General features: G+C 40.7%; 27 protein-coding genes, 1 tRNA gene and 1 pseudogene. 5 read left to right on the top strand and 24 right to left on the bottom strand.

Going from position 1 to position 26,898, the window contains the following annotated elements; genetic code table 11:
* Window positions 1-4: 4 nt before the first annotated feature.
* The 11 genes and pseudogenes from phnL to AC1TO9_RS20095 form a co-directional block, all read right to left on the bottom strand.
* Window positions 5-700 carry a phosphonate C-P lyase system protein PhnL gene (gene phnL / locus AC1TO9_RS20045; RefSeq protein ID WP_482060294.1) on the bottom strand — a complete coding sequence of 232 codons (696 nt, stop codon included), beginning with the start codon at window positions 698-700 and terminating at the stop codon, window positions 5-7.
* Window positions 701-726: 26 nt separating this feature from the next.
* The gene (locus AC1TO9_RS20050) at window positions 727-1,608 is read right to left on the bottom strand and encodes an ATP-binding cassette domain-containing protein (RefSeq protein WP_482060295.1); all 882 of its coding nucleotides are present in this window, start codon (window positions 1,606-1,608) and stop codon (window positions 727-729) included.
* Window positions 1,608-2,486, bottom strand: a complete 879-nt coding sequence (locus tag AC1TO9_RS20055) for an alpha-D-ribose 1-methylphosphonate 5-phosphate C-P-lyase PhnJ (protein ID WP_482060296.1) — start codon at window positions 2,484-2,486, stop codon at window positions 1,608-1,610. Before AC1TO9_RS20055 ends, AC1TO9_RS20050 begins: the two co-directional genes overlap by 1 nt.
* Window positions 2,443-3,600, bottom strand: a complete 1,158-nt coding sequence (locus tag AC1TO9_RS20060; protein WP_482057022.1) for a carbon-phosphorus lyase complex subunit PhnI — start codon at window positions 3,598-3,600, stop codon at window positions 2,443-2,445. The genes AC1TO9_RS20055 and AC1TO9_RS20060 overlap by 44 nt, the downstream gene beginning before the upstream one ends.
* Complete coding sequence (gene phnH / locus AC1TO9_RS20065) at window positions 3,588-4,238, bottom strand: phosphonate C-P lyase system protein PhnH (protein WP_482060297.1); 651 nt, start codon at window positions 4,236-4,238, stop codon at window positions 3,588-3,590. The genes AC1TO9_RS20060 and phnH overlap by 13 nt, the downstream gene beginning before the upstream one ends.
* Window positions 4,219-4,662, bottom strand: coding sequence for a phosphonate C-P lyase system protein PhnG (phnG, locus tag AC1TO9_RS20070; RefSeq protein WP_482060298.1), 444 nt, complete (start codon window positions 4,660-4,662; stop codon window positions 4,219-4,221). Before phnG ends, phnH begins: the two co-directional genes overlap by 20 nt.
* Window positions 4,663-4,738: 76 nt before the next feature.
* Complete coding sequence (locus tag AC1TO9_RS20075; RefSeq protein WP_482060299.1) at window positions 4,739-5,476, bottom strand: GntR family transcriptional regulator; 738 nt, start codon at window positions 5,474-5,476, stop codon at window positions 4,739-4,741.
* A gap of 17 nt (window positions 5,477-5,493) precedes the next feature.
* Window positions 5,494-5,838 carry an LbetaH domain-containing protein gene (locus AC1TO9_RS20080; RefSeq protein WP_482060300.1) on the bottom strand — a complete coding sequence of 115 codons (345 nt, stop codon included), beginning with the start codon at window positions 5,836-5,838 and terminating at the stop codon, window positions 5,494-5,496.
* A gap of 1,214 nt (window positions 5,839-7,052) precedes the next feature.
* Complete coding sequence (locus AC1TO9_RS20085; protein ID WP_482060301.1) at window positions 7,053-7,592, bottom strand: hypothetical protein; 540 nt, start codon at window positions 7,590-7,592, stop codon at window positions 7,053-7,055.
* 283 nt (window positions 7,593-7,875) lie between these two features.
* Window positions 7,876-8,058: a hypothetical protein gene (locus AC1TO9_RS20090; protein WP_482060302.1), complete on the bottom strand. Its 183-nt coding sequence runs from the start codon at window positions 8,056-8,058 to the stop codon at window positions 7,876-7,878.
* 129 nt (window positions 8,059-8,187) lie between these two features.
* Window positions 8,188-8,541, bottom strand: a pseudogene (locus tag AC1TO9_RS20095) (MFS transporter); the annotation flags it as partial.
* Window positions 8,542-8,649: 108 nt separating this feature from the next.
* Between AC1TO9_RS20095 and AC1TO9_RS20100 the strand changes: the two are divergent.
* The 3 genes from AC1TO9_RS20100 (at window position 8,650) to AC1TO9_RS20110 (ending at window position 10,727) form a co-directional block, all read left to right on the top strand.
* Window positions 8,650-9,252: a TetR/AcrR family transcriptional regulator gene (locus AC1TO9_RS20100; protein ID WP_482057028.1), complete on the top strand. Its 603-nt coding sequence runs from the start codon at window positions 8,650-8,652 to the stop codon at window positions 9,250-9,252.
* A gap of 112 nt (window positions 9,253-9,364) precedes the next feature.
* Window positions 9,365-10,180 (top strand): SDR family NAD(P)-dependent oxidoreductase, encoded by an 816-nt coding sequence (locus AC1TO9_RS20105; protein ID WP_482060303.1) that lies wholly within the window; start codon window positions 9,365-9,367, stop codon window positions 10,178-10,180.
* A complete protein-coding gene (locus tag AC1TO9_RS20110) occupies window positions 10,161-10,727 on the top strand; it encodes an HXXEE domain-containing protein (protein ID WP_482060304.1) in 567 nt (188 codons plus the stop codon). Before AC1TO9_RS20105 ends, AC1TO9_RS20110 begins: the two co-directional genes overlap by 20 nt.
* Window positions 10,728-10,805: 78 nt before the next feature.
* On the opposite strand, the gene AC1TO9_RS20115 is transcribed toward AC1TO9_RS20110, so the two are convergent.
* Window positions 10,806-10,876 (bottom strand) — tRNA-Ala (locus tag AC1TO9_RS20115).
* Between the two features lie 280 nt (window positions 10,877-11,156).
* On the opposite strand from AC1TO9_RS20115, the gene AC1TO9_RS20120 reads away from it, so the two are divergent.
* Window positions 11,157-11,618, top strand: a complete 462-nt coding sequence (locus AC1TO9_RS20120; protein WP_482057077.1) for a CcdC family protein — start codon at window positions 11,157-11,159, stop codon at window positions 11,616-11,618.
* Window positions 11,619-11,859: 241 nt separating this feature from the next.
* Here AC1TO9_RS20120 and AC1TO9_RS20125 read toward each other — a convergent pair whose 3' ends face one another.
* Complete coding sequence (locus tag AC1TO9_RS20125) at window positions 11,860-12,132, bottom strand: hypothetical protein (protein WP_482060305.1); 273 nt, start codon at window positions 12,130-12,132, stop codon at window positions 11,860-11,862.
* Window positions 12,133-12,537: 405 nt separating this feature from the next.
* Between AC1TO9_RS20125 and AC1TO9_RS20130 the strand changes: the two genes are divergently transcribed.
* Window positions 12,538-13,746 (top strand): IS110 family RNA-guided transposase, encoded by a 1,209-nt coding sequence (locus tag AC1TO9_RS20130; protein ID WP_482060306.1) that lies wholly within the window; start codon window positions 12,538-12,540, stop codon window positions 13,744-13,746.
* Window positions 13,747-13,933: 187 nt separating this feature from the next.
* Here AC1TO9_RS20130 and AC1TO9_RS20135 read toward each other — a convergent pair whose 3' ends face one another.
* The 11 genes from AC1TO9_RS20135 to AC1TO9_RS20185 form a co-directional block, all read right to left on the bottom strand.
* Entirely contained in the window at window positions 13,934-14,569 is a 636-nt protein-coding gene (locus AC1TO9_RS20135) for a hypothetical protein (RefSeq protein WP_482060307.1), read from the bottom strand.
* 201 nt (window positions 14,570-14,770) lie between these two features.
* Window positions 14,771-15,613 (bottom strand): tyrosine-type recombinase/integrase, encoded by an 843-nt coding sequence (locus AC1TO9_RS20140; RefSeq protein ID WP_482060308.1) that lies wholly within the window; start codon window positions 15,611-15,613, stop codon window positions 14,771-14,773.
* A gap of 219 nt (window positions 15,614-15,832) precedes the next feature.
* Entirely contained in the window at window positions 15,833-16,849 is a 1,017-nt protein-coding gene (locus tag AC1TO9_RS20145; RefSeq protein WP_482060309.1) for a phosphotransferase enzyme family protein, read from the bottom strand.
* 681 nt (window positions 16,850-17,530) lie between these two features.
* Window positions 17,531-19,042, bottom strand: coding sequence for a serine/threonine protein kinase (locus AC1TO9_RS20150; RefSeq protein ID WP_482060310.1), 1,512 nt, complete (start codon window positions 19,040-19,042; stop codon window positions 17,531-17,533).
* Between the two features lie 302 nt (window positions 19,043-19,344).
* Window positions 19,345-20,919, bottom strand: coding sequence for a hypothetical protein (locus tag AC1TO9_RS20155; RefSeq protein ID WP_482060311.1), 1,575 nt, complete (start codon window positions 20,917-20,919; stop codon window positions 19,345-19,347).
* Between the two features lie 219 nt (window positions 20,920-21,138).
* Window positions 21,139-22,053, bottom strand: coding sequence for a phosphotransferase (locus tag AC1TO9_RS20160; RefSeq protein ID WP_482060336.1), 915 nt, complete (start codon window positions 22,051-22,053; stop codon window positions 21,139-21,141).
* Window positions 22,054-22,816: 763 nt separating this feature from the next.
* On the bottom strand, window positions 22,817-23,233 hold the full coding sequence (locus tag AC1TO9_RS20165; protein ID WP_482060312.1) for a hypothetical protein: 417 nt from the start codon (window positions 23,231-23,233) through the stop codon (window positions 22,817-22,819).
* A gap of 158 nt (window positions 23,234-23,391) precedes the next feature.
* A complete protein-coding gene (gene rlmD, locus AC1TO9_RS20170) occupies window positions 23,392-24,891 on the bottom strand; it encodes a 23S rRNA (uracil(1939)-C(5))-methyltransferase RlmD (protein WP_482060313.1) in 1,500 nt (499 codons plus the stop codon).
* Between the two features lie 27 nt (window positions 24,892-24,918).
* Window positions 24,919-25,806 (bottom strand): diacylglycerol kinase, encoded by an 888-nt coding sequence (locus AC1TO9_RS20175; protein ID WP_482057035.1) that lies wholly within the window; start codon window positions 25,804-25,806, stop codon window positions 24,919-24,921.
* Window positions 25,807-25,824: 18 nt separating this feature from the next.
* Window positions 25,825-26,595 (bottom strand): sirohydrochlorin chelatase, encoded by a 771-nt coding sequence (locus AC1TO9_RS20180; protein WP_482057036.1) that lies wholly within the window; start codon window positions 26,593-26,595, stop codon window positions 25,825-25,827.
* A 4-nt stretch (window positions 26,596-26,599) separates the two neighbouring features.
* A complete protein-coding gene (locus tag AC1TO9_RS20185; RefSeq protein ID WP_482057037.1) occupies window positions 26,600-26,890 on the bottom strand; it encodes a YerC/YecD family TrpR-related protein in 291 nt (96 codons plus the stop codon).
* Between the last annotated feature and the right edge of the window lie 8 nt (window positions 26,891-26,898).

A 26,898-nucleotide genomic window follows, 5' to 3' on the forward strand; every position in this document is an offset into this window, starting at 1 on the left:
TGCTCTACACTCGCTCCAAAACAAAGGCTTGAAGATCAAGAATGTGATCCGCTATCCGTTCCATTACGTCCCAATCATGAAACACACCTATCATCGTTGTACCCTGGGCTTTCATTTCATCTAAAAGCTCCAGAACACTTTGCTTGGTTTCTTTATCCAAGGATGCCGTTGGTTCATCCAGTATGAGTAAACGCGGTCGCACGATAAAGGCGCGAGCCAGATTAACACGCTGCTGCTCGCCTCCACTGAAGGTAGCCGGAAAAGCATGGATCAGCTTACGTGGAATCCGCAGCCGTTCCAGCATTTCCTCGGCTTGCCATTTTGCTGCTTCAATAGGAATTCCTGAGGGCAGCAGCTTCTCCGCGACAATATCGACAGCCGATACTCGCGGAATAACCTTGAGAAATTGCGAGACATAGCTAATTTCATTTTTCCGTAAATGCGAGATTTCGCGTTCCGTTGCCTGAGCCAAATCAATCGCACCATAATAGGATGAGTCATATATAATTTTTCCCGAGGTTGGGAGGTACGTACGATAAATGCATTTAAGAATCGAGGATTTACCAATCCCACTCGGTCCAGCTATCCCCATAAACTGACCTTTAGCAATCTCAAAGCTGAGATTTTGAAATGGATTTACTTTCATATCATGACTGAGTGATAGCTGAAACAGTTTTGATAGACCGGTTACTTTTAGCATTGAGAATCCCTTCTTTCTACTTTCACTTATAACAAGGAATGAACCAGAAGCTGGGTATAGGGATGCTGTGGATCCTCGAGAATCTGATCCGTTAGGCCATGCTCAACAATTTGTCCTTGTCTTAATACAATTGTACGATCCGACAGCATTCGGATGACGCCAAGATCATGGGAAACCACAATCATCGCTACGCCTAACTCCCGTTGAATGCTGCGAATTAAATCCAGTACCTTGGCTTGGACCGATAAATCCAAGCCCGTTGTGACTTCATCTAACAGCAGTAATGGCGGATTATTCGCTAAAGCCTTCGAGATTTGCACCCTTTGCTGCATACCCCCACTGAAATTCTTTGGCGGCTCATCCATGCGCTGCAAAGGGATTTCGACTTTATCCAGCAGCTCCGATGCGCGACTGCGAATCTTACCGACATGATAATGATCCGCTGCGATTAGCTTCTCAGCGATATTGCCTGAGCTGGAAAAGCCCATTCGCAGTCCTAAGTAAGGATTCTGATAAACCATACCCATCAGATGGTTGCGAATGTATCTTTTTTGCTGGGCTGATTCGTCAAACAAATTGGAAACCCCATCCTTAAAGGTCGAGATCGACATATGCCCACTCGTAATTTCCTGATCATAATAAAGGCATTTGACCATCGTGCTTTTGCCTGAGCCGCTTTCCCCTACTACACCTAGAATTTCTCCTGGATAAAGATCAAAGCTAAGATCGCGACAAGCCCAGACCGTTCCGCACTCTGGACAGCGACCGCCTAGTGCAGAATCTAGCAGACAGGAGGTGCAGCCTTCACCATATTTCTTAGTTAGATTGCGAACGCTTAGAAGCGGGAGATCCTCTTTACTATTGTTTACATCAGATATACTTGCCTCTTTCAAACTCGATATCGCCATTAGGAGGTCTCCTCTTCTTGCTGCTCACTGCTTCGATTGCAGTAGTCTGTGTCTGAGCATTGGTAAATAATTTGACCCGACTCACTATCGATGACTTCATCTAAGAAGGTTGTTTCACTTCCACAAATCCGACAAGCTGAGCCAGTAAAAGATTCGACTTCAAACGGATAATCCTCAAACTGCAAGGAGACTACATTCGTATAAGGGGGAACTGCATAAAGCTTCTTCTCTCTACCCGCACCCAATAAGGTTAAATGGTCCGCTTGATGAAGCTTGGGATTATCCCAGCGTGGAATTGGACTTGGTGCCATTACATAACGGTTATGCACGATAACAGGATAATCTGCACCTTGCGTTATCGCTCCCCATTTAACGATGCTTTCATAAAGCGTCAACCAAATTCCGCTATAGTCCATCTCGCCATGCTGAATTTTGGTTACTTCCTCGCTTGGCTCAACATGTCGCAAGGGTTCTGGCTCTGGAACTTGAAGCACTAAGATTTGATTAGCATGCATCCGATCCTCTGGAATCCGATGGCGCGATTGGATAATGGTTGCCTGCGTGGTATCCTCCGTTGTGACAATATGGCTGGTTTCTTCAATCAATCGCCGAATACTTACCGCATTTACACTATCATCACTGCCTTGATCAATGACTTTAACGATATCGTTTTTTCCAATTAGGGATAAGGTAAGCTGCAAGCCGCCTGTTCCCCAGCCTCTGCCAATTGGTAATTCTCTTGAGCCAAAAGGTACCTGATAGCCTGGGATTGCAACAGCTTTTAGTGTTTTTCGACGTATCTCACGCTTCGAGCCCTCATCCAAAAAAGCAAAGTTATACTCCGCTGTGTTGAACTTCATCTGTTCTATTACTTTCATCAACGGCAACCTCCTCTGAAGCTGGCTTGTTCTTCCGTGCTTGTGTCTTACGGATTTGATCCAAGTAGGTTTGGAATGTCACATAATGCGGTAATTTCAAATGGGATACAAAACCGCCTGATTCGACACTATCGATATGAGTTAATACAAATTCTTCATTCTGTGCAGGTGCTGTTCCATTGGTTTCCAAGCTTCGCTCGAGAATTGACATCGATATGGCCTTCAGCTCGTTTTGTCCAAAGGTAAGCCCATAGCCCAGCAAGAATTGTACGTTGCCTGATTCTTTGTCTTGCGTAAAGGAGTTAATCGATTCGACTTCCGTCATTAAAGCCTCGCCAATATAGATGCCTTCTCCATCCTCATCGTTGCCGAACGGATGGGGGATATGAATCGGTGTGTAGCCAACTCGCAGCTCGCCGATGGTAGGATGGACTGCGCCATAACCACGCATCGAGGAGTAAGCCAAAGCTGTCATTGCCCCGGTTTCGCCTCTAGAGAGGGTCTGTAATCTAGCAGATCTACTGCACGGAAAGGTTAGCTTCTGGCGTGTAATATCGTAGGGCTCCTCGTCATTCGAGTTTATAACATTCGCCATTAAAGCTTGCTCTCTCAGCAGGTCGGCAATTTTCTTGAAATTCATACTGCTCTCATCCCAAGGCAAATCACTTAAATATTCCTCTACAAAAGCCTGGAGATCTTCAGTGGTTTCATTTTTTAAAGAGAAGTTCAGCATGCGATGGGTGTAATCGTTAGTTGGGCCTAAGACTTGTCCGCCCGGCATATCGCGGAAGGAGGATGAAATCCGTCGAATCACTCGCATGTTCGCTGGCTCAGACACTAAAGAATAGTGATTACGCGGTAGCGTAGAACGATAAGCGCGAACCAAGAAAGCCGCTTCCGCTGGATCGCCTTCCGCTTGTTTAAGTGCAATCGCCGCATACTCAGGGGCATACATCCCACCCTCGCCCATAATACGATCCACTAGCAAGCGAAGCTGTTTTTCAATCATCGCGATGTTAAGAACCGCGTCTGAATCCTTAGAGCGATAAAATTTAACAAGTTGCTCTGCTTGCTGAATTGCTTCTTGACCCCCAGTCACTGCTACATATGCCATGCTCCAGTCACTCCTTTCACAAGCGTAGTTCTCGGAATGGCAATTAATTCACCCTGCTCTGTATAGAGGATAAGATCGATTCCAAGTGGGTATTCCTCCACCAAGCGAGCTCTAATCTCAATCCATATAAGGGACAAACCATTTATAGTACAGATGGTTTCCGTTTGGATTCCTGGTCCTGTTAGCTTTAGTGAGTAGCCTTGATCTTGAGTGGTAGATTCGTTTAAGCCTTGTACTCGGATGAAAACAGTTGCTGATTTCTCTGGAGAAGATAGTGTCCCTATCTTTAATTGGGATTGGATTTGGTTGATAAAGCTCAAATCTTCAGTACCCTCTACGAATACATAATCCGCAGCGGCATAATCAACTAATTTGCAATAGGTCAATCGGCGAATCGTTTCCGTCCAGCCATCATGACCCTGCATATGGACAGCGAATGTAACCTCTCCATCGAGCAAAGCAAGTGCCATTGCAGCCGCAGGCTTGGAGGTTCCTTCGGGAATATCGATTCCATGGACTCTGTCTCCGAGCTCACATACCAAACCAGGTCTTGACATGGCCTGCAATAGAACACGGTAAACCTCTTGTGTATCATGTACCCGATCAAAGCTTAGTTCTTTAAGATTTGGATTTGGCATGATATTCTCCCATCGTATCGAAATTAACCTTGGACTTCATAATCCGCGAGTACTCCAGACGTTTTTCGTAGTCGATTCGTAATTCTTCTTCCACTAGCAGCTTTTCCCACTCCAACGTCTCTGGCAGATTAGCATTATAGGCATAATCGATAATCGCTAGCTGATAAGCCCGATTCGGATCTTCACCCATGATCGCTCCAAATCCATAAATCGAACCCACTGAAACCGTACATTCTGTAATCAGTATTTCGCCCATATAAAATAGATTACCTGAAACAGAATCTCGCGCTTTGTTCATCACCAGACTTTTTTCAGGCTCTCTTACAATGGTTACGGTGTCGTTCTGCAAAACCTGCAATGCGAGCTTTTCTAATAATTTCGGATCACCTTCGACTAAAATATGCGTTAAGCGTGATTTTTTCATTGGGGCCTCCTTAGAGTTTTCTTTAGAAAACGGATTAACTCGGCTTACGTTCGCAAGCCAGCATCGTAAGAATTAGCTATTCAAACTGTATAGATACACGACAAAGATCACCACGATATTTGGCTGAGGTATATTCAACTAGATGTTGGTTCTGATCCCTCATCACACTTTCGATGTGCAGCAGCGTAGTGCTGGGTGAGATTTTCAAATGAGTCGCTTCTGCTGAGTTTGGGTAGATGGCTTCAAATGTAGACCAGATCCGAGCAAGCTCCACTTGATAATCCTCTCGTAGCAAAGCATAAAGCGATGTAAATGCAGTGGACTGATCTGGGAAATGAGGGAAGTATCGCTCAGGTAACCACGTCTCATTCCAAGCAAGCGGGATTCCATCGGCGTAACGTAGAATCTCAAGTCGGATTCCCTTTTCGTCAGGTGCCATTTTCAATAACTCCGCTATCCGTTTAGGCGGAAGGTTCACCTCGCTTTTTAAAACCTTGGCACTTGGCTTGCAACCCAGCTGTATCATTACATCCGTAAAACACATGGCTTGAGTAATCGTATATTGGATATCCATCGGCTTCTCACAGACATAATGTCCTTTGCCCTGCTGTGAGCGGATAATCCCTTTTTTATTCATAAAATCTAACGAATGTCGAATCGTATACCGATTGACTTTAAAGCGGCGACTTAAATCCGCCTCCGACGGCAACGGTCCACCAATTACATAAAGGCCAATATCAATTTCCTTTTGAAGCGTATCTGCAATAGCTAAGTAAGGAGATACCGCTAGCTCTGGCTTATGGATTGTATGCAATTGATTACCTCCACTCATTAGCTGTATTTTTCTAAAAATAAATCCATGTTCTTCATATCCTCTAAACCAGCCGCAATTGCCTCTCTAGACCAATCCCACCAAGCAATCGCTTCTAGCTTACGAACCACATCCTGCTCAGTGCCCGTATCTATCTCATAAGAACCGCTGCGATAAGTAATGTGATGCTGCGTCACTCGCCACATCGGGTGATTTCCTGGATTAATGCAGGCATGAGAAGCTATCGAGCAAAACTTGCCCATCTCCGTATAATGAATATTGACCTCGCCCATTAAATAGGTGTAATCTCCAATACTCGAATCGACAAACAGCACCCTAGGTCCAATTTCTGTCCAAGCACCCAAATAGCTATTATATATATTCGCTGATTCATGAACTGTAGGCTGCTCTGAAAGCTTTTTAATTTCTTGAGTATGGCTTACTTGTTAATTGAAGCTTAACTTGGCGACAACATGGCTGTATTAACTTGGTGTGAAGGTAGTGTAAATATCGGTGTTTAATTTCCTTAACCAAAAGAAAACTATCCCGCTGTCGCGGCTTAGCTTGATTTAAAGCGGCGTAAAGTTTACTATCTTTTCAAAAAAACAACCGCTACTCAAAAGTGAGTAACGGTTGTTTTTAATTACCTTTTTACAAATAAAGAAGATGAAGAGTAATCCAATCTAAGGACACACTAGTATCCTTAGATTTCTGAGTAAAGTATACTTATATATACCCTGATCAATACGTCTTACTTGAAATTCTTGACTCTCATACCGAACGAAGTTATCCTCACTCATGATTTACTCCAAACGTCCATGACGATTTGTTACAACGGTCGCTCTTTAACAATCGACAATTTAGTGCTTGATACTGGCGGTGGAGACGAATACACTTTTCAAAAACACCTTGATCAGATTCAAATAGGGACGTGAATAGCTCACGTCCCCATTTCGTCCCCAACTCCTCTATTCACTCACTCAAAACCCTTATGTTAAAACTTAATATACATCTGCTAAAAAGCACCCCTCAAACCCGTATTCCACCGTTGCCCGTATGAATAAACACTTGCTACAAAACAGTGATTTCCTCAATTTTTCACCCAACTTTTTCTATCACAACTTTATTAAAATCTGAATAATGTCTTGCCACAAACACAGGTAAAGCCTAAAATTCGCAGATTCCGCTCCCTCTCCAATCTCCACAATCCCACGCCCAGCAAGGCATATCAGCCCTTCTCTCGCCTTTTTCTTCTCTACGTCAAATAGCTAACAATCTGCCGTCAGAACACGAGAAGACACAGGTGAATTGCTGGGGTTAGGAAGAAAATAATCAGAGTAAATGATCGATTAAAGAACGAGGAAAATCTTGAGATAAGATTAAAAGCAGGAGGAAATCCTGAAAATCGGTCGGCTCTACGGAATCGCATGGATCTAGGGTTGCACCGTGCTCTATTTAGCGATTTGATGGTTTTATCACGACTTTATTTGATATTTAGCACGGCTTTATTTGTAATATCACGGGTTTATTAATTCTTTACATAGTAGGGAATGAGGGTTTAGATGCAGTGTAAATTCGACTAATTACTAAGTGATTCGTGTTCATTCAAATATTTTTCAAGAACAAACATGCTTCTTTCTTTAAATTTATTGAGTAATTCTTTCTTCCTATCATCAGTAGTAAGCCATAAATCCCGATATTGTTCTGCAAAAGCCTTAAACAGTTGATTATCATTTTCTGTTGCTTCTAATCCCAATATTTCAGACATAATTTTCTTATCTCTTATTGCTTTCATTAAATCAAGATAAATTTCACTTAGTCTTTCCGTTGCAAGTTTCGTTACGGTTTCTTCTGTAAAGGGTAAACTCGGTACAATAGAACGGATTTTCATCCGCCCTTTATTTTTCCGTTTACCTGAATCGTTTTGTTCAGTGTTGTCTTCTTTAATCTCAATCTTTATGATATTCTCTGCATCTAAATAATCTCCTTGAATTGTTGTGCTATATACAACAATTCCATGCTCAGTAAGAATCTGTTCTAATTTTTTTAATTGAAAACTCAATAAATCATAGATCTTATCTTTTTTTGTATTCTTGCTTGCCTTAATATGAATATCCATAACAGATATCTCCATTTGGATGTGATTTTATACTCCCCATTCTGATTATCTCCAAATTAATAAAAAAACGAAGCTTTAATGAAAGAGCAAAAAGAATTACAAGAACAAGCACACTAAAACGCAAGTGGGGACCTGAGTTTATCACGTCCCCACTTCTAATCGAATTATCGTGTCCCGTTAGTTGAATCGGTGACTTAAAAATTACAAACCAATCAGGATACTGATCTCTGGTAATAACACCATCTCGGGAAAATACCGCTCGCTTTCAAGATGATACATTTATTCAAAATACTCTAACTAAAATAGCAATAAGAGCTATGATTCCAATCAAAACGAGTAAATTTGTCACTTGCCGCCAGAGACCAGGAGCACCTTGGGAATGAAGTTTCTTTTCGTTCACATCAAAGTTAGCTTTAGCCCCATGAGGATCTGCTGAATGAGAGAACGGTTTCTTTTCATCTAACATTATATCAACCCCTCGTCAAATATTTTGTCCACATAATTCCATATAAACCTATATGACGATATTATACCCTGTCAAGTGCTAGTACTTTCTGCACTATCGTTCTCCGTTAGCGTAAAGCTTACCGGGTTGTGGCCCTTCATGGAGCAGCCCAGTATAGATGGGTGCAAGACCGAGACCTACCAGAATGAATCCAATCAGTAATAGCGGAGTAGGCACTGGAAGCAAGATGATAATTCCGCCTACAATGAAAACGAGCTGACCTAAGCGGATTAACACACAGTTTAGAACCTTCAGCGTTATAAAGCCAGTAATAAACCTTCACACTGTAATTCCTCCCATATTATAAAGATATCCACCAGGCTACCGTCTCAGCCGTAACATCTCTTGCACCAACCAAATAACTGGCTCCCCATAACCCTACCGTTGCTTCAACCCCACAATACAAAAAAACGTGATAAGGGTTAGTTTGACACCTCTGATGCGAAACACACCCATTCTGACCCCCACTTGACAAAGGACTGAACATAAGACAAAATTTGAGTATATACTCAAATAAAATGATATTCGTATTCAAAGGGAGGACATATTATTTTGCCAATAAAAGAGGACAAGGAATCCAAGAAGGAGCTTATTCTTAAGGCAGCACTGAAGCTTTTCTCGCAAAAAGGCTTTCATGCTACCACGACCAAAGAAATCGCGAATGAGTGCGGCGTTGCGGAAGGACTTATTTTCTACTATTTCGGCGATAAACGGAAACTTTTACTCGATCTTGTGAACAATTTTTCTTTTGCGTTGCGAATACAGGAGGAGAAAGAAAAGCTTGCGCAACTGCCGCTGGAGGAAGCGCTCGTTCATTACGGGATGAGATACCTACATTTTCTGAAGGAAAATTTAGATTACATTATGCTTATTTGGTCTCCAGAAATGATTCAGGATGAAACGGTATCCCAAGGGGTGCTTCATCTGATCAAGAATATCGGTACAATTGGCAGTATCACACTTAACAATGGAACTTCAAGTGAGCAATGGGATGAAGGTTCTTATGAAGTTGCCATGATGTCGCTCACGTCATCTATTCTCGTATACGTTATTATCCGTTCCCGCTTTGGACACAACGTTTTCATGCTCGAAGAAGAGCCATACATTCGCCATCTTGTGCATTTGCTGTTGCATGGCCTGATCGTACAACAATAGCTAAAATATAGCTGATTGCAGTTGTCTATAATGAAACAGTCCACGGCAGCCATTCTTTTTTCCTCTAATTTAAGTGAGTACTCAATTAATTATTATTTAGGAGTGAAATGATATGGGTACATTTATCGAATCATATGGCTCATGGGCCTTAATAACTGGAGCATCCTCCGGTATTGGCGCCGAATTTGCCAAGCAACTTGCAAGTCGCGGGATGAATCTGGTATTGGTTGCACGCCGTGAAGACAAGCTGAATGAATTGGCACAGACTTTAGTTAAGGAGCATGGAGTAGAGATAAAAGTAGCCGCCGTTGACTTAACTCGGCCAGATTTTTTAACTGGGATCCTTGCTATAACAGATACGATTGAAATTGGCTTATTAGTCAATTGCGCAGGATTCAGCATCACGGGTGCATTTTTGAATAACGATATACAGAAAGAATTGGATATGCTGCATGTCAATTGTTTAGCGCCTATTCTATTGGCCTATACGTTCGGCAAGCAAATGGCCGTTCGCAAGCGCGGAGGTATTGTTTTCGTTTCATCCAGTGTCGCTTTCAGTCCTGTGCCTTACTGGACACATTATTCCGCTACGAAAGTTCACAACGCTTATTTTGGAGAAGGTTTGTCATATGAATTGAAACATGAGGGAATCGATGTGCTAACCGTATGTCCTGGGGCAACGAAGACGGAATTTCAAGAGGTTGCAGGCATTAGTGACGTTGGAGCAATGAGTACGTCATCCGTCGTCACAGCAGCCATACGTAACCTTGGGAAAAAATCACTTATTGTCCCAGGATGGCATAATCGATTCTTATATGCAGGCGTCAGTAAGCTTCTGCCCAAGAGGTTGAAGCTACGTTTCTTCGCCTACGTTATCCGTACAATGCAACGAAAGGAAGGCGATGATAATGTTATGGTACATAAATGAACTTATCAGCACAAAAACCTTGATATGGTTGCTGCCGATCATATTTTTCATCCATGACGGAGAAGAAATTGTGACGATAGAGAAGTGTCTGAGGGTAAATAAGGACCATCCTTTTTTAGCTATGGGAAACCGCCTGATTAATTGGGAAAAGCGCATCACATTTCAATTTACGTTTGCGGTATTGCTGCTCGGTTCGTTTCTTAGTTTAATAACATACTTGGCTATAAAAGATTTCGACAGTAACGGCAAACTAAATATGCTGTTTGTTGGAATCGTTGCCGTGATTTTGCTGGATGGTATTAAACATGTTGGGGTGACCATTGCATTAAAAATGTACTCTCCAGGTGTCATCACAGCATCGTTACTTGAAATCCCCTACTCCACGTATACCCTTTATAGATTATTCGACGCAGCTGTGATAGATGTAGTGACGTTTCTGATAGGTACTGTTATCGCGCTACTACTCATCCTTTTCTTGGTATGGTTCGGTCTTACACTTGGAAGAATGGTTGCACCACGTCAACAAGAGTCTAAGCGTGTAATTTGACCAAATATTGAGATCATTCTTAAATGTAAACTTATCTTATAACCCTGCCATATCGTAGAGATAATATCCAAAACCATTTAGGAAAGGGGGATCAAACCCCTAACCTCTATACTGCCAGTGTAGCGCTCTGCCAGCTGAGCAATGACCCCGTGCAAATTGTCTTACTTTTTGAATAGTTTTTTCGAGTGTGTAACCAACAAGAGGTGTGCTCCAAGCTGAGCTAAGCCCCTCCTTCTAGCAACTGAGCGAACCTGTCACATCTCATACTAGTGAGTGACTATAGTAACATGGAATTGTTGACAAAGGTTACTATTTCTCTCCTAATAAAGGGCGATATTATCAGGGTGCAAACGAAAAACAAGACTTAATCGTCTAACAATAAGCGAACAAGGAGAATGAAAAGTGAACGGATTAACCATTTATGGATTCATGGTTGTGATTTTAGGGTTAGTATTTTGGAGGCGCACTAGGGCGATGTTTCGCCCGATTCAAGGGTCGGGGATCAAAATTTTGCTCCCGATACTCTATTTATTTCCGGTGATTTCTATGTTTTCACAACTTCCATTCCACTTGAAAATTCGGGAAATTGGCGTAGCATCTTTGATCGGGGTATTACTGGCAGTTCCTCTTATGTTGACTACCAACTATGAAATTCGTCAGGACGGACAGATTTATGCACAAAAAAATAAATCCTTTTTTATCGTTTTGATTGCAGTTGTGGTGATTCGATTCGTAGCAAGACAATATTTTTCTGGCATGGATCCAACAAGTCTAGGTATGCTTTTCTTTATAGTTGCTTTTAGCTATGTAGTACCTTGGAGAATTGCTTCCTTTATTAAATTTAGAAAGGTAAAACTGTTACAGGCTCTTGGCGAAGTGACTTCCTCCTAAAAATTATATTACCAGAATACGGTTGTGATTATTTTGCTAAACTGCCCGTTAGTTTAGCAAATAAAAAACGACTGCCGAAGCAACCGCTATTCCACTATCGTGTCCCGTTAGCTTAATGAAAAACTGACTTAAATCCTCAAAGTGCTATGGGAGAACCCAATGAACAGAAGCGTTAATATCTTGTTATACGATGTTTAACACTCCTTGAAATACGGTCAAAGCTTCTTAATATGATTTCTTGTTAGATTAAAAATAGTAAGTGTTTGTTTTCTTTCATCTTCTTAATAAATTTAACGATTCCTCGAATAATAATTATTGATAAAATGATAGTAATGACTGGAATAATTTCTAAAAGAAAAACAGGAGCTAATGCTGATAATGAAACGAAAATCTCGTAAAGAAAAAAATAATCAACTATTCCAACAACTACAAAAGACATTACAATCAATTGAAATTTCTGATAATAATAACTAAGCTTATAATAGGCTCTTCTTAAGTAATCAAAAGCTTTCATACTTCACCTCAATTCAATGTATTTACAATATGCTACGATTATGTTTAGAAATGGTTTCAGGTGTTTGTGTAATTGCGTATAACGATTAATTTGCGAGCTTCGCAATTAATTCCATACTTGGAGTTATTCGCGAAGCGTTTAAACTATACTGCCCGTTCGTATTATGTGATTAACCAGTTCTTTCTGGTTGATCCTTTTTTCATTTGGATTGAGGATTAAGGTAGCCTGGTCGAACGTTCCTGCCCGTGGGACTTGATCCCGAGCGCTATAGTGTTCACCCCTACTTGTCATGACCATGATTGAGGCTGGTTGGGACATGAGATCCCGTATAACAAGCGATGCTATGGAGCGACAAGAGGAAAACGTAGGGGCTGCCAGTAAATCTAACATACAGGGAGAGATGAAATGAATCCAGTTATCGGTCTAGATATTTCTAAAGAAGATAGCCATGGACAAGCCTTTTTAGAGCGCGGAAACCCATTCAGAGGGACGTTCCATTTCCAGCACACTCGTGATGGTCTAGCGAATCTCCATCAAGTTTTAAAGGACGTTGAGTCTGCATCCAAACAACGTCCTTTACTTATCCTAGAAGCAACCGGACATTACCAAAGTCCCGTTGTTCAGTTCCTAGAGGAACATCAATTTATTTACATTGTCATAAATCCGCTCATCTCAAATCGGCTTAGGAAGTCTCAGCTTCGTAAAGTAAAGACGGATGCTGCTGACGCTTATCTTTTGGGAGAATTGTACTACAAGGAAGAGTTTGAACCTTTTAAGAAAAGGGGTGTGCAGCTGCTCAATTTACGCTATCTAACAAGGCAATATGAGTCTCTTTCAAAGATGTGTGTACAGACTAAACTGCAATTCCAAGCTGTTCTAGATCAGGTTTTCCCTGCTTATAAAGGTGTCTTCGGATCTATGTATTCAGGTATTTCGCTACGGTTTTTAAGTGAATTCCCAACCTCATATTCGGTTTTACAGACAGACGAAGATTCACTCAAAGCTAAAATGAAAGAACTTCTCTCTTCGAAACGAGGACGTTCAGAGGATTGGATTAACCAACGCGTTCAGCGACTGCTAGATGCGGCAAAACAAAACCCATTTCAGCAAACCATGTACGCAAGCCACTTAATTAATTTAAAAGTCCTTATTACCCTCATTCTTCAGTACCAAGAGCATCTTAAAGGATTGGAACAGAACATAGATGCTCTGGCTGAAGAAATTGAAGAATTTGAATTAATTCAGTCGATTCCCGGTATTGGACATAAAATTGCAGCAACAATTTTATCTGAAATTGGAGAAGTCGACCGATTTGATCATCCCAAAAAGCTAGTCGCTTTTGCAGGCATTGACCCAAGTGTCTTTGCTTCGGGTAAGTTCACGGCAACTCGAAATCGGATCACAAAACGTGGTTCCAGGCAGCTTAGATATGCACTGGTTTTGGCTGTCCAATGTGGCTTAATCCGGGCTCGCAATACACGAATCAAGGAGTTCTACGATCGTAAGAGAGCCGAAGGAAAACCACATAAAGTGGCTCTAGTCGCATGTGCCAATAAATTGGTTCATTGGCTATATGCCATCATGAAAAACAAAAAGACATTCCGGTCTGCTTAATATGAAAGCAGTGGTATAACCTTCCAAATATAATAAGATTGGAGGGTTATTTGCCTTACTTATTTTTAAATATACCATATGAATAAGCTTCACTTTACTGGTAATCTTGACAAGCTATTAGCTGGTATAGTTCATTGCTTACACAGTCACTGGATGTACATAACACCCCATCATTATGGAACGATAATTAGTATTTTTTTATTGAACCTACCCAAACATCCCCAACATTCACACTGTATGTTTTATCTGTATCTCCATCAGAAATATGAACTGTTTCGACTTTGTAAGCCTTCCCTTTAATAGCTTCAACTTCATTTTCACTCGTCCAACCTTGCTGGATATTGTCAATTAGGTCACTCTCTGTGTAAACGTCGCTATCAATATGTATGTGCCAATCGAACATTTCTAACTTTTCTCTTAGGTAAGTGTACTTGTCTAAAGGGAATTGTTTTTCTTGATTTCCAACATCAAATGTTTGGTCGTAAAATTGAAGACAATCTTTATAAGCAGTTACAACCTGCGAGTTGATGAAGTGTGGGTCATATATCCATAACCTTAGATAGAAATCTTCATCTAATTTTGATAACTTTTCATGCCAACTTTGATAAACATCCAAAATCACTTCAAGGAGAAGTCGATTGTACCAGACAGGAGGATTTCTGCGTGGGATGGCGTAAAATGGATGAATCAAAATTTTTGCATAATCCTTTTGGTATTGATGTAGATGTTCTATGTCTAAATCAATGACTCGTCGCTTCCACTTTTCAATTTTTCTTACGTGTCTTTTCCATCCTCTAATTTTCTTCTTATTGCTTAAGAACATCTATAACCCTCCAAATATAACCCTCCAAAAAGAGCCTAATGATATTTATTCAATTCACGAAGGTTTTTGAACACATTCTACACATTATCAGTATATTTCACAACTCTCGTATACCAAATCCATTGTTACGCTAAACTGCCCTTTAGTTTAGTACCAGTAACGCCCATCTTTATCAACTACCTGTTCTTGAGGGGGAAGGTACTAAAAGAACCGACGATATAGCTCTCGTCTTCGTTCTCCACGAAGCTGAGCATAGATTTGTGTGGTCGATGCTTTCTCATGACCCAACATACCTTGGATGAACTCCAACGGAGCTCCGTTATCTAATAACTTACATGCATAGGTATGACGAAAACGGTGAGGGTACACATTAGCTTCAATTTCTCCTCGGTTTGCTAATCGCTTTAATGCCCATCTGATCGTTGGGATCGCCATTCGTCGTGTAGGGTGTGTATCAGTCACAAAGAGTGCCTTACAGGAGTCCACGCGGCTCTCCAGGTATTTTTTTAACCATACTTTACATTCGGTGGTAAAGTAAATTTCTCGTTGCTTGGCTCCCTTACCATTTACAATTGCTGAACAATTCTCCCAGTTAAGATCTTCAATGTTTATCTTCTGTACCTCCCCAACACGACAGCCAGAACTATATAGGAATTCGAGTAAAGCTCGTTCTCGAAAGGATAGACAAGAGATCTTCAGATGAATCACATCCTCTTCAATTAAGAACTTCGGAATGCGTTTATCCATCTTCGGTTCCCTTAATTTAAGAGAGGGGTTCATCGTGAGGTAACTTTCTTCATATGCAAAGCGAAAAAGAGAACGGACAAATCGAATACGGTGTCCTAAACTACTGGGCTTCAATCGCCCGGACTGATTAGATAAATATTCCTTTAGCAAGTGTAAAGTGATCTCTCCTATATCAAGGTCACCTAATTCGCTAATCAACATCTTCATTTGTAATGAATAAGCTTTTAAGGTGTACGGACTATATCCCTGAATTCGTTTGTCTGCTTCATAAAGTTTCCATAAATCACTTAACTTCATAAAAAAACCTCCCATTAGACCTAATAAGTCTAGGTTTACTTGAATTGAGAGGGTTTAATCTGTTTTACTGAACTATCGTGTCCCGCTACCTTAATAAAATGAGCAGACTGCTGTATGTATTTCTATTTAGTGTCAGATACTAAGTAACACCATTTTAAAAATATAAGTTAAAAAAACACACAGCCGGCTCCTACGTTAGTAAAATGCGATGCTCCCAGGTTAATGAATACTATTATAAATGCTTCTAAATTCTTGAACAAAATCAATCGGCAGCATAGGGTCATCAGAAGCGGCTACTCGTTGAAGCTCTTTTAACCAGTTCATTGATTCTTCATCCAAATTTGACACATCGTTTACTTGATGAAAATAAATATACAGCAATGCATGACGAAGTTTAATAGAATCTTGTAAATATACTATTTCTTCTTCTTGGATTGTATTTTCCTTCAGATATCCTTTCATAAAATGGCGGAAAAACAATTTATAATATTCCGTTTTATTTTCAAATTCCTTAAACGGATAAGAAAGTGCATAATACAATGTAATCCCAATATCGTTCACGAAATACGTATAACCGCAATCATCAAAATCGAACAAATAAATGTCTCCGTTATGTAGATAAAAATTACTTTGATGAAAATCAGTATGAGTCAAACCATATGTATCTTTGGACTTGGGCAGAGAAGTAAGTTTTGTTAATCTTTCTTTTAAAATTGAAATCATCACATCATCAGGTCGCAGGTATTTCTCCGCCTTTAATTGAACTTCTTGGTCCCAGGCTTGTCGTTTATACGCCGGATTACTCCATTCATAGCCCTTTGTGGCATGATGGATTTTCCCCAGAAACTTGCCCCATTTTTCGTAAAGCGATTCATTCCAATCTTCATCCGACACTTCTTTTCCCAGAGACATTTCGTATGAAATGGCTAGGAACGAACCGTTTTCTGCAGCAATTTCTTCAACCATATTACCCCTGGTCGATGGAACAGCATTTGAAACTGCCAGTCCTTTATTCGACAAAAAATTTAAAAATTCAATTTCACCCCGTATATTGTTTCTTGATCTTCTAATTGTATGTGAGATTTTTAATATGAAATGTGCATTGTTTTTCTGGTATTCATAAACAAAGCTTTCATAACCGCCCAATAAACGAACGGTGTCATTATTAATGTCATATCGCTTTATTGCTTCGGTAAGGATCTCTTCAGTGAATTGCTCTTTAATTTCTCGTATCATTTTCTTTACCTTCTTTCATTCATAAGTTAAGTAGTCAAATAATTTTTCCAATCGAAAATTTCGGCGACCACCTGACGGAAGGTCTCCTGCTGACCGCTTTCCAGGTAATTGTCCAGCAGCGCCCTCTCTCAGAAGCTCATCCTCACACAAATAACAGTGTATTCGTATTAATTCCACATTTTGTTAAACTAACCTGCCCGATAGTTCAATAACAGCCAATTATAATTTTTTCTTTTGTTTTCTTTCAATAAATATCCAAGTGTAATATATCAACCATAATGTAATAGGAGCTAAAAACACATAAGATCTCTGATTTGCTGGAAGAAAGTAAAATAAAATTAGCCCAATTATCAGCATAGGTGGCATTAGAATAAAATACTTCTTTTTATGCACGTTCTTCCCCTCCCTTTTGTTTAATACTAACAAAAATCCCATCATCTTGTGCAACTCTCCTGCCACTTAGCGGAAAAGACCTGCCGATCTATTGCTGTCGGCAAGTCTTCCCCTGATGTTTATTGAGCTATCGTGTCCCGTTAGCTTAATAACTCGGAGTACTTTTTGGCCCACGGCAGTGTATAGAAGTTCTATGCGTCCGACAACACCTAAAATTTATTAATGTTCTTGACACCCAACAGATTGAACTAAAAACACTCGGTTGGAATTTTGACCAGCTTTACTTTATTACTGACGCCACGTTCCGCTTGTATCTCTTTCTGGCATGGATGAAGGGGAAGACAATCGGTTCACTGCTCCCTGTGCGAACCAAGTCATCCATCTATCAAGAAATTCATTTTCATTGCCAATTTCGATCCGAATGAATGGCCAAGACACTTGAAATTCCGTCAATGCTCGACTAAGAGCTTTTCCGGACTCTTCACCGGGTGAGAGAGAAAATGGATTTTGGCGCCCTCTCCTATTGATTATTGGCGTAAACATATATGCGGTTTCGTACCAATGGAATACCCCTTCTTCTTCAGCGTCGCAGTACCAGAGTGAATGCCCTCTTCCCTCGTATTCATAGCTGTTTGGTGGAATTCGAACTTCAATTGAAGTATGTGCCAGCACCTGAAAGGCTGGCTTGGAATGCCCCCAATTGTTGTTATTGGTCTCTTCAACAGGCTGAACTGTTAGTGTGGAAGGTCCTAATTTGGCGGACAAACCATGTGAGTAATCCCCACCATTATCAAGGATCTGGACTTTCCGTGTCGTCCCAATCCACTTGTTTCTTATTTGTTCTATCGTTGCGCTCGGAGCATTATCACGGATTGATTGTTCTAGTTGGTTGAGAACCATAGAAAAAATTTGACTTGCGGATTTTACAATCTCTTTCTTTCGCTGATCCTCATCCTCAGTTGCTGACCGTGCTGCCATTTCACTGGCTAATTGTTGAGACTGAGCTAAATTAGCTGACTGTAGAAGTGAAGCACCTCCAGATGATGGGCGAAGGATTGGAGTAAGGCGAGCCAAGAAGTTTTCGGCTAACGGCCGTACTTCTGGAGCCTTCATCAGACATTGAGCTACTAAAGCTGTTAAAAGCGGCGGGCAACCAGTCAACGGAGGAGGATTCTGCGTTAGATGTTCTTGCCTAGGATCAATACCGAGAAACGGTCGTCGACCTGTGATTAGTTCGAAACCAATAACGCCCAACGAATACATATCCGAGGCTGCAGTAGCACGGTAATATTGCCATCTTTCCGGTGCGTTATAGGCACCCGTCCAAGAGAACTTATGAGTGTCTGCTGCAGTCGAAGCTTCTGCATACCGTGCTATCCCAAAATCGGATATACACCATTGTCCATTAAGAAGCAGGATATTCTCCGGTTTAAGATCTCTGTGAACAACCGTACCCTTAATATCAGACAATGCTGTAGCAATGTCTGATAAGACATTCACAGCTTCAGAAACAGATAAACTCCCCTTCTCATTAAGATGGTCACGTAAAGACTTTTCTCCCCGTGGCATCAAAAGAACCCAGTTATGCTCAAATTCACCGGAATCAATTATGGGGATTATGTTACGAACACCACTAAGATCTTCAAACAAAAGCTCACGATCTGCGCCAGGCGTCTTTGGAATGAGTTTAATTGCTGCTTTTACGTCACCGTTTTCATTTTTAGCTTCAAAAACTCTTCCAAAGCCACCACTTCCGAGTGAATATCCAAGTGTCCATCTTTGTTTCAGATCAATTTCCATCCTAATTTGACACCCCTGATTAATATTTTGACAGTCTCAATAACAATTAAGCTCACTATAACAGAATAACAAAAGTCTAGCAGGCTTGTCCTTCAAAAGTCTATAAATAAACCATTCGTTTAACGCATGGTTTGCGGCAGCAAGTACAATCGTGTCCCGTTAGTTGAATAATTCGACGGCATCATCATGGCAATTAAAGCTATTTATTGAGACCGACTGACAGACCCAATACTCAAATTATAAAAATGTTTAACCGTCACGCCAAAAGCAGTTTTTTTCAAATGAGCTGATTATCCAATAAATTATTTATAATATAATACTCTAATATTAGATTCTATTGGATCTTTATCTGTAGCCTCACCAGTAGTCCAATCTGCCTTAATATACTCCTCCCACCTATGTGCTTTACGAGCCTTCTCGTTTTGTCGAGCGTGATCGTCTTCGAACATTTGTCTATGCATCTCCTGCTCATACTCGGGATCAATGTATTCATGCTCAAGTTCATCGTCATAGCTTAACCCGTACTGATTCTGTCTAAAATTATAACCCGACCCATGATAAGGAAGACCATTTTTCAGAATACCCGTAAATTCATAAAAGGAATCCCTTGTAAGTTCGAATGCCTCCCCTTCCCATGGTTTAATACCGTTTTTAATCTCCCCTTTAAAAACTAGCTTCCCGTTTTCTCTTAACTCACCATTCTTCGGGTAGTCCTTCTCCCAGATACCTGAAAAACACTTTTTTTCCTTTCGATAAGATGTACCCTCACCTTCTCTTTTACCATCCATTAGATAACCCTCGTACATCTTCTCGTCTTCGGCATTATATTTAATAACCAAACCATTAACAGGTTCATTATTCTCTATTTCAGCGTTATAGATATCTTTTTCTGCTTTAAAGTCATGGATTATTACATTAGTTATTACTGGGGGGCCTTCGTCCGACTCTGCTTTTTGAATTACAATATTGTATGCAACACTTGACGGAGATCCATAAATCCTTTCACCTCCCCGAAATTCAGCTCCGCCATATGTAAAAGAACCAACAAGAATTTTATTACCAAGAGCATCAAATAGCGTTGAAGTGCTCCCCTCTCTAAAATAGGGATACTTATCGACATCTATATTCATTACATCCCCTTCACCGTCAAATTTGATCAAATCCTCTTTAATTTTATTCGAGGGAAAAGTAGATTTGTGAACCTTTCGGATAATAACAAGGAGTTTCAGTGACATCTTACTCTCTGTACTTAACCAATGTGAATATTGAATTATTATTTGCATTGGTACTCCCTCTACAAGATACTTCTCAGAAAGCTTTTTCACATGTTTTGTTATTTCGACTGGTTCCTTATGTATTTCAAGAATAGATTGTAAGGTCAGAAACTCCTCATAAAACCGAAAAAGATATTTCATTTCTTGCTCTGAGAGTTCATTCCTGAGGGAAGCAACATTCTTCATCCAATCAGTACTTAGGTATAGTCGAGATGGATTCGGTTCCTTATTACTTATAACCAAACTTTTATATAAATCAACTAGATTAGTAATTTGTCGTTGAACATCATAGTATACAATTAATGCGTGCTCTTGAATAACTGTTTGATCCCTTTGAATTTCTAACTTCTCCGACCTTTCTGTGACTTTTAAAGTACTATCACTTACTTTCCAAATTAAATAGCTAAAAACAATCGTACTAATTAATGAATAGATGCCGAGCAAAGAGGAGATTACCAAAAATAACGAAGCTACAGCGTCTTTTGTTCTGTTGGGTTGACCACGAAAGCTGTACATCGCTTTAACAGCCTCAGTTAAGTCACCAAAAATTAAATAGGCAACAACTATTGTAACTATAGCTGGCACAGCTATTCCTAATAGCAAAGCAATCCATAACAGTCGATTTGATTTCATTTTATTTCTCCTTCACATGATTACTAAGTCCTAACAATGAAGATGTTTAATTATGATAGCCTCTTTCCAATATGCATTGATCATTATTGTAAACTGCCCGTTACTTCAATAGAAAAGAGGAGCAGATACCTCGGCAGGTCTACTCCTTATTTGTTTAACTCTCGTGTCCCGTTAGCTGAATGACATTTATTAATCAGCGAGAGCACGTTTTATGATCGCTTTTGCTTCAGCAACCAACTTTTCATCTTTATAATCAATTGCCTGCATCATGATCAAAATGGGAATGTATATGGCTATCAATCGAGCTAATATCTTCGTTTCTTCATCGACATCCCCATATTCTTTGAAAAAGTCTGAACGCGCATCGGGAGGCAAAAAGCTATACGCGACATTCAAGTCGCAAGCAGGATGTCCGATATTGATATCCCCCCAGTCGATAATCCCTGAAACTATTCCATTCTCGTCTACCAGCATATTTTTAAAATGAAGGTCTCCATGGAGGAATACGTTTTTGGGTTTCACTTTTTCAATTCCAAGCTGTTCCAAATAGTTCGATATTTCACGATACTCTTCTTCACTAAAATGAAGGGCAAGGTCGGAAATGAATTTATGCAACTTTTCTTTACGCATTGCAATATCAATCAAATTTCTATGGTCATGTTGAACTCCATTTTCTTGGGCAATTTGCACAGGGAATGCATGTAAGCTTTTTAAAAATTGCGCGAGCGTTGTTGCTGATAACGCACGTTGCTTATCAGTTAATCCGATTGGAAACTCTCCTGATAAATAGGGGTAGCCTAGGAAAGGTGCAGGATAATTATAATCCCCTTCCCCAAAAAATAGCGGTAACGAATATGCAATGGAACAATAATCTTTAAGCTTAGGTAGTATCTTTCCTTCCATCCTTAAACAATTAATTGCAACTTCTCTTCTTGGAAAGCGAAATACATATTCGGCCCCGACAAGAAAAACAGTATTATCCCAGCCGTATCCTAGTTGTTGTACGCTTTGTGAAGCTAACTGCGGAAACTGACTGCTTATTAATTTATGAGCCAATTCTTCTGATACTTCCCATTCCGCATCCCATTGATTCGTACTTCCCATACCCATTTATCGACTCCCTCACGAAAATAGAAAATAGGCTCGACTAGCCTGTTCCATTTACAACATCATATCATTAATTTGTTCTTCTGTTCGAGAACAACCTTACCGTCTGTTCCTCTATCCTGCCAGTTAGCTGAGCGGATTTCCAGCAATGCAAAACAAGCGATGGATCGCATCCACCGTTGTGCTATCGTGTCCCGTTAGTTGCTTATAAGGACTTTATCTAATTTTTTACTTACCGTTGTCTTTGTCCTTTATTTCATAATCCAATTTTCCTTCTATTCTTTTTAATGTTTTTTCGGAATTTGTAATACTTTTTACAATCTTAAAAAATCCTACTATAAGGAATGTGATGAATACCAAAAAAATCCCCAAAATCACTAACGAAATTAATATATTTGACCACATAATTGTCATTGAGTTTATCTCTCCATTCGAATCTAATTTTTGTGTTTATACAGACAGTACCATTAATTTTTACTATTATTGAATACTTCGGGAATTACACAAAATATATTATCTGCGATCCCCTTCGCAGACCCCTCTTACCATATTCTTATTCACCATAAGCTTTATTACATTATGGAAAACTAACTCCTCCTAATCATAATCATCTCTATTACCTTACCATATAATCCATACTATGGATATTTATATCGAAGTAAACTGCCCGTTAGCTGAGCGGATTTCCAGCAATGCAAAACAAGCGATGGATCGGTTCCACCGCTGTGCTATCGTACTTCGTTAGCACAATGATAACTAACTACTTAAAATAGTCTATGATCTCATCTGGCAGTTTGCTCTCAATATGAGGAAGTCCAAAGTGCCCATCCTTTTCCATAACCCCATAGTTATACCCTAACGAATTATCACCTATAAACAGAACTGTGTACTCAGGTCCCTTTTCGAATTGAAATTCATTGTGTGGTCCTTGCTGGTTGAATAAGAGGCGAAAAGAGTTTAAATCCTCTCCAATCAGTTCACGTAGTAACAAATTACCCCTAAATATTTTGATTTGGTTAACTTGTTGATTTTCAATCTTGGGATAATGGGATTTCCCGTCTTCATCGTGTAGTACATAGATTAGATAACCAGAGATATTAGTTACTAAGCCAGCATTTTCATTGTCGGCTTTAACTGCAATTACATCATGTTCAGGGAAAATAAAACCTCCTGACAACAAAGATGACGCACAGGATCAACAATTCCTGGCGTCATCTTTATGTTCTTTTAGGTTGTTCTCCGATCAATTTTTACATCAATGCACTTTTTAGTCGTCTGTACTACCGATATTGATGATACTGTTCTACAGACTAAAACCCAGCATTTATAAGGGGCTCAACATTCTGTATTATTCTTTATCAATAACGCCACTGACTCCACATGCACCGTATGCGGGAACATATCCACCGGCTGCACCTCAACTGTGCGGTAGCCGCCATCCTCAAGCACTCTCAAATCCCTCGCTAACGTCGAGGGATTACAACTCACGTATACGACCCGCTCCGGCTGCATCGCTAGGATCGTCTCCAATAATCGTGGATCGCATCCTTTGCGCGGTGGATCGACGACGATCACGTCAGGCGTGATGCCTTGCTCCTTCCAGCGTGGAATGATGTCCTCGGATGCGCCAACTTCGAACTCAACGTTCGTCATGCCGTTCAGTTCCGCATTCGCTCGTGCATCTTCAATCGCTTCGGGGACAATCTCTACTCCGTAGACTTTCTTCGCATGCTGCGCTAAGAATAACGAGATTGTACCGATGCCACAGTATGCATCGATCACAGTCTCTGCACCTGTAAGTCCAGCATAATCCAATGTTTTTCCATATAACACTTCGGTCTGCGCTGGGTTCACTTGATAGAAAGAGCGTGCAGAGATGGCAAATTTAACATCACCGATATAATCATAGATGACTTCATTTCCCCACAGCACGCTTGTCTTATCACCGAAGATGACGTTCGTCTGTTTGGTATTGATATTATGACAGATACTAGTTACAGCTGGCATAGCCTTTGTAATCTCAGTAATCCAAGACTTTACGTTTGGAATTTTCGCACCATTTGTCACTAATACGACCATCATTTCTCCGGTACGAAAGGCTACTCTGACAACGACGTGGCGAAGCAGGCCTTGCCCTGTTTCTTCATCGTACGCTGTGATGCCGAGCTTACGGCCGATAGCTTTAATATGGGAGACGATCTCATCATTGTTCTCATGCTGTATAAGACATGCTTCCATGTCGACAATTCGGTGACTTCCTCGTGCATAGAAACCACCTACAAGCCCTCCCTCGAATTCTCCGATAGGCACTTGGGCTTTATTACGGTAACGCCAAGGATCATCCATTCCAAGCGTAGGTAACACTGTAATCCCTTGCTCAGCGTTTTCCCCACTAATTCCCTGCCCGGCACTTTCCCTACTCTCCCCTTCACCTAGCACATCCAATTTTCCAATGCGCACTAGGTTGTCCATTACTAACTGGCGCTTCCACGCCAATTGTGCTGTATAGTCCATATGTTGCAGCTGACAGCCGCCACATTGGTCATAGATCGGACAAGGCGCCTCCATGCGATCTGGGCTCTGAACAACGATTTCCACAAGCTTGGCATAGCCATATTGCTTCTTCGTCTTCAACACTTTCACACGAACTTTTTCTCCTGGGAGCGCACCCTGCACAAAAAGGGTATAGCCTTCTGTCCGGCCTACCCCTTCCCCGTCATGGTTCATACCAATGATGTCAATCAAGACTTCATCATTCTTGGATACCGGTAATCCGATCAATGGAACTGGATTGCTCCGACGATCAGATTGCCGACCGCCACGGTTTCTTCTCATGATGCTATATTCACTTCTTTCCTTAACTTACGATTTCGCGAAAATCTGTAAGTGATGTTTGAGATTTTCAAATGTTCCAGGTAGAGTACCACCGAGTTCTCCATCAAGATTGAGCAACACTTCACCAGGTGAAGTAACTTCCATATAATCCGTTTGGAAATGAATCACTTTCTTGTCTTTAAGATGTTCTCCACGGATCGCCATACTGACGACACGAACGAATTCAGGCAACGTACAGTTCTTTAGTGCAATCACATCAAAAAGACCATCATCAATACGAGCACTAGGTGCTAGCAACTCAAAGCCACCTACAGAATTCGTATTAGCAATCAAGAACAGCATGAATTCATCATGAAGATTGTCTTGCCCATTCGCTTTAATGATGAGTTCCTGGGGGGACAAACGTACCATCTTCTCAATCCCTTTAAGATAATAAGCCAGTTGTCCGATTAATGTCTTCAGCTTGCTTGGTACATCATATGTTAATTCTGTAAGTGTTCCTCCACCTGCAATATTAATGAAATAACGATCATTTGCTTTACCTACATCGATTGGTCTTGTCTCTTGTTTAATAATCAGATCACAATATTCTTCCCAGTTCTTAGAAATTCCAAGACCTCGAGCGAAATCGTTCGTCGTTCCGAGCGGAAATAAACCAAGCGGTGGAAGATTCTCTTTTCCCGCCATACCATTGACCACTTCATACAACGTACCATCACCACCTGCGGCAATGATCAGATCATACCCTCGTTCTATGGAGTCCGCAGCTTCACGAGTAGCATCTCCCTCACCCGTCGTAGCATGGACCGAAGTCTCAATACCACCTTGGTCAAGCCGTTCTAGTATATCAGCCAGTCTTCTTTTCATTTCCTCTCGTCCAGAGGTCGGATTATAAATCAACCTTGCTCTCTTCATACAAGAAACCACCTGTTTTCAATATTTAATCATTTGTAACATAGCATAAATCTGTTTACCTATCCAATGAGTTAATAATGGATGTGGCAATAGCGCTTCACCAGAATAGCGATATTGAAATCCATCAAGTCGCTTCGGTATCACATTTTGAGTGAAATATCCTTCACTTAAAAAGAGTGGAAATACAATCACTTCATATCCTCGTTCATTTTGCCAATACGCCATTCTTTCCTTTACAGAATCCGGGTTCAACAGCGCGTAATCTACGGCAGCTGCATCACTAATTCGTTGTAATTTAGCAGTTAGTGATGATATTCCCAGTTCCCAGCGTTGGCGAAATTGATCATAAATACTTCCATGTCCTATGAGGAGAATCACTTTCTGATCATGTTCTGTGAATTGATATTGTACCTTATCCCATATCATCTGAGCAACATCGTCATCATCATCCATCGGAATACCATAATGTATATTCGCTTGAATATGAAAAGGAGCAAGGTCGGTATCGCAATCTGCCATCTCTTTCGCCCCTAGTGCGTAAGCAATTTCATCAACATGGGTACTTCCCGAAGATACAAATAGTGGAATGACCACGATGTCAGTCACACCTTGTTCTTCAAGGTGATTTATTCCATCCTGAATCAACCTACCGTCTACTAACTCCAAGAACGAAACCGCCACAGGAATAGGATCCTGTAGCGGTAATTGATTCACTGCTTCATCCACTAGTTCTACCCAGGATGATTCCCTCGAACCATGGCTAATAATTAATATACCAGGACTCTTCATGTTGTTACCGCCCTAAACGTTCCAATGACATTTTATAACCATCATTACCATAATTCAAACAACGCTTCACACGGGAGATTGTAGCTGTACTAGCACCCGTCTCTGCCTCTATTTGATTATATGTCGATCCTTTTCCTAACATACGTGCCACTTCCAGTCGCTGAGAAAGTGATTGCATTTCATTCACTGTGCACAGATCATCGAAGAAGACATAACATTCTTCTATATTTTTAAGAGTTAATATTGCTTCAAATAATTGATCCACGTTCTTGTCATTGAGCTTCTTTAATTGCACCACTAATC

Source organism: Paenibacillus sp. Y916, assembly GCF_056786435.1.

Coding starts and splice junctions, on each gene's coding strand:
- rlmD (WP_482060313.1), bottom strand. CDS start 24,891: ATGAGAAGAAACCGTGGCGGTCGGCAATCTGATCGTCGGAGCAATCCA.
- AC1TO9_RS20050 (WP_482060295.1), bottom strand. CDS start 1,608: ATGGCGATATCGAGTTTGAAAGAGGCAAGTATATCTGATGTAAACAAT.
- AC1TO9_RS20135 (WP_482060307.1), bottom strand. CDS start 14,569: ATGTTCTTAAGCAATAAGAAGAAAATTAGAGGATGGAAAAGACACGTA.
- AC1TO9_RS20110 (WP_482060304.1), top strand. CDS start 10,161: ATGTTATGGTACATAAATGAACTTATCAGCACAAAAACCTTGATATGG.
- AC1TO9_RS20090 (WP_482060302.1), bottom strand. CDS start 8,058: ATGTTAGATGAAAAGAAACCGTTCTCTCATTCAGCAGATCCTCATGGG.
- phnL (WP_482060294.1), bottom strand. CDS start 700: ATGCTAAAAGTAACCGGTCTATCAAAACTGTTTCAGCTATCACTCAGT.
- AC1TO9_RS20150 (WP_482060310.1), bottom strand. CDS start 19,042: ATGGAAATTGATCTGAAACAAAGATGGACACTTGGATATTCACTCGGA.
- AC1TO9_RS20130 (WP_482060306.1), top strand. CDS start 12,538: ATGAATCCAGTTATCGGTCTAGATATTTCTAAAGAAGATAGCCATGGA.
- phnG (WP_482060298.1), bottom strand. CDS start 4,662: ATGAAAAAATCACGCTTAACGCATATTTTAGTCGAAGGTGATCCGAAA.
- AC1TO9_RS20105 (WP_482060303.1), top strand. CDS start 9,365: ATGGGTACATTTATCGAATCATATGGCTCATGGGCCTTAATAACTGGA.
- AC1TO9_RS20055 (WP_482060296.1), bottom strand. CDS start 2,486: ATGAAAGTAATAGAACAGATGAAGTTCAACACAGCGGAGTATAACTTT.
- AC1TO9_RS20125 (WP_482060305.1), bottom strand. CDS start 12,132: ATGAAAGCTTTTGATTACTTAAGAAGAGCCTATTATAAGCTTAGTTAT.
- AC1TO9_RS20175 (WP_482057035.1), bottom strand. CDS start 25,806: ATGAAGAGAGCAAGGTTGATTTATAATCCGACCTCTGGACGAGAGGAA.
- AC1TO9_RS20160 (WP_482060336.1), bottom strand. CDS start 22,053: ATGGGAAGTACGAATCAATGGGATGCGGAATGGGAAGTATCAGAAGAA.
- AC1TO9_RS20085 (WP_482060301.1), bottom strand. CDS start 7,592: ATGGATATTCATATTAAGGCAAGCAAGAATACAAAAAAAGATAAGATC.
- AC1TO9_RS20140 (WP_482060308.1), bottom strand. CDS start 15,613: ATGAAGTTAAGTGATTTATGGAAACTTTATGAAGCAGACAAACGAATT.
- AC1TO9_RS20120 (WP_482057077.1), top strand. CDS start 11,157: ATGGTTGTGATTTTAGGGTTAGTATTTTGGAGGCGCACTAGGGCGATG.
- AC1TO9_RS20060 (WP_482057022.1), bottom strand. CDS start 3,600: ATGGCATATGTAGCAGTGACTGGGGGTCAAGAAGCAATTCAGCAAGCA.
- phnH (WP_482060297.1), bottom strand. CDS start 4,238: ATGCCAAATCCAAATCTTAAAGAACTAAGCTTTGATCGGGTACATGAT.
- AC1TO9_RS20180 (WP_482057036.1), bottom strand. CDS start 26,595: ATGAAGAGTCCTGGTATATTAATTATTAGCCATGGTTCGAGGGAATCA.
- AC1TO9_RS20145 (WP_482060309.1), bottom strand. CDS start 16,849: ATGATACGAGAAATTAAAGAGCAATTCACTGAAGAGATCCTTACCGAA.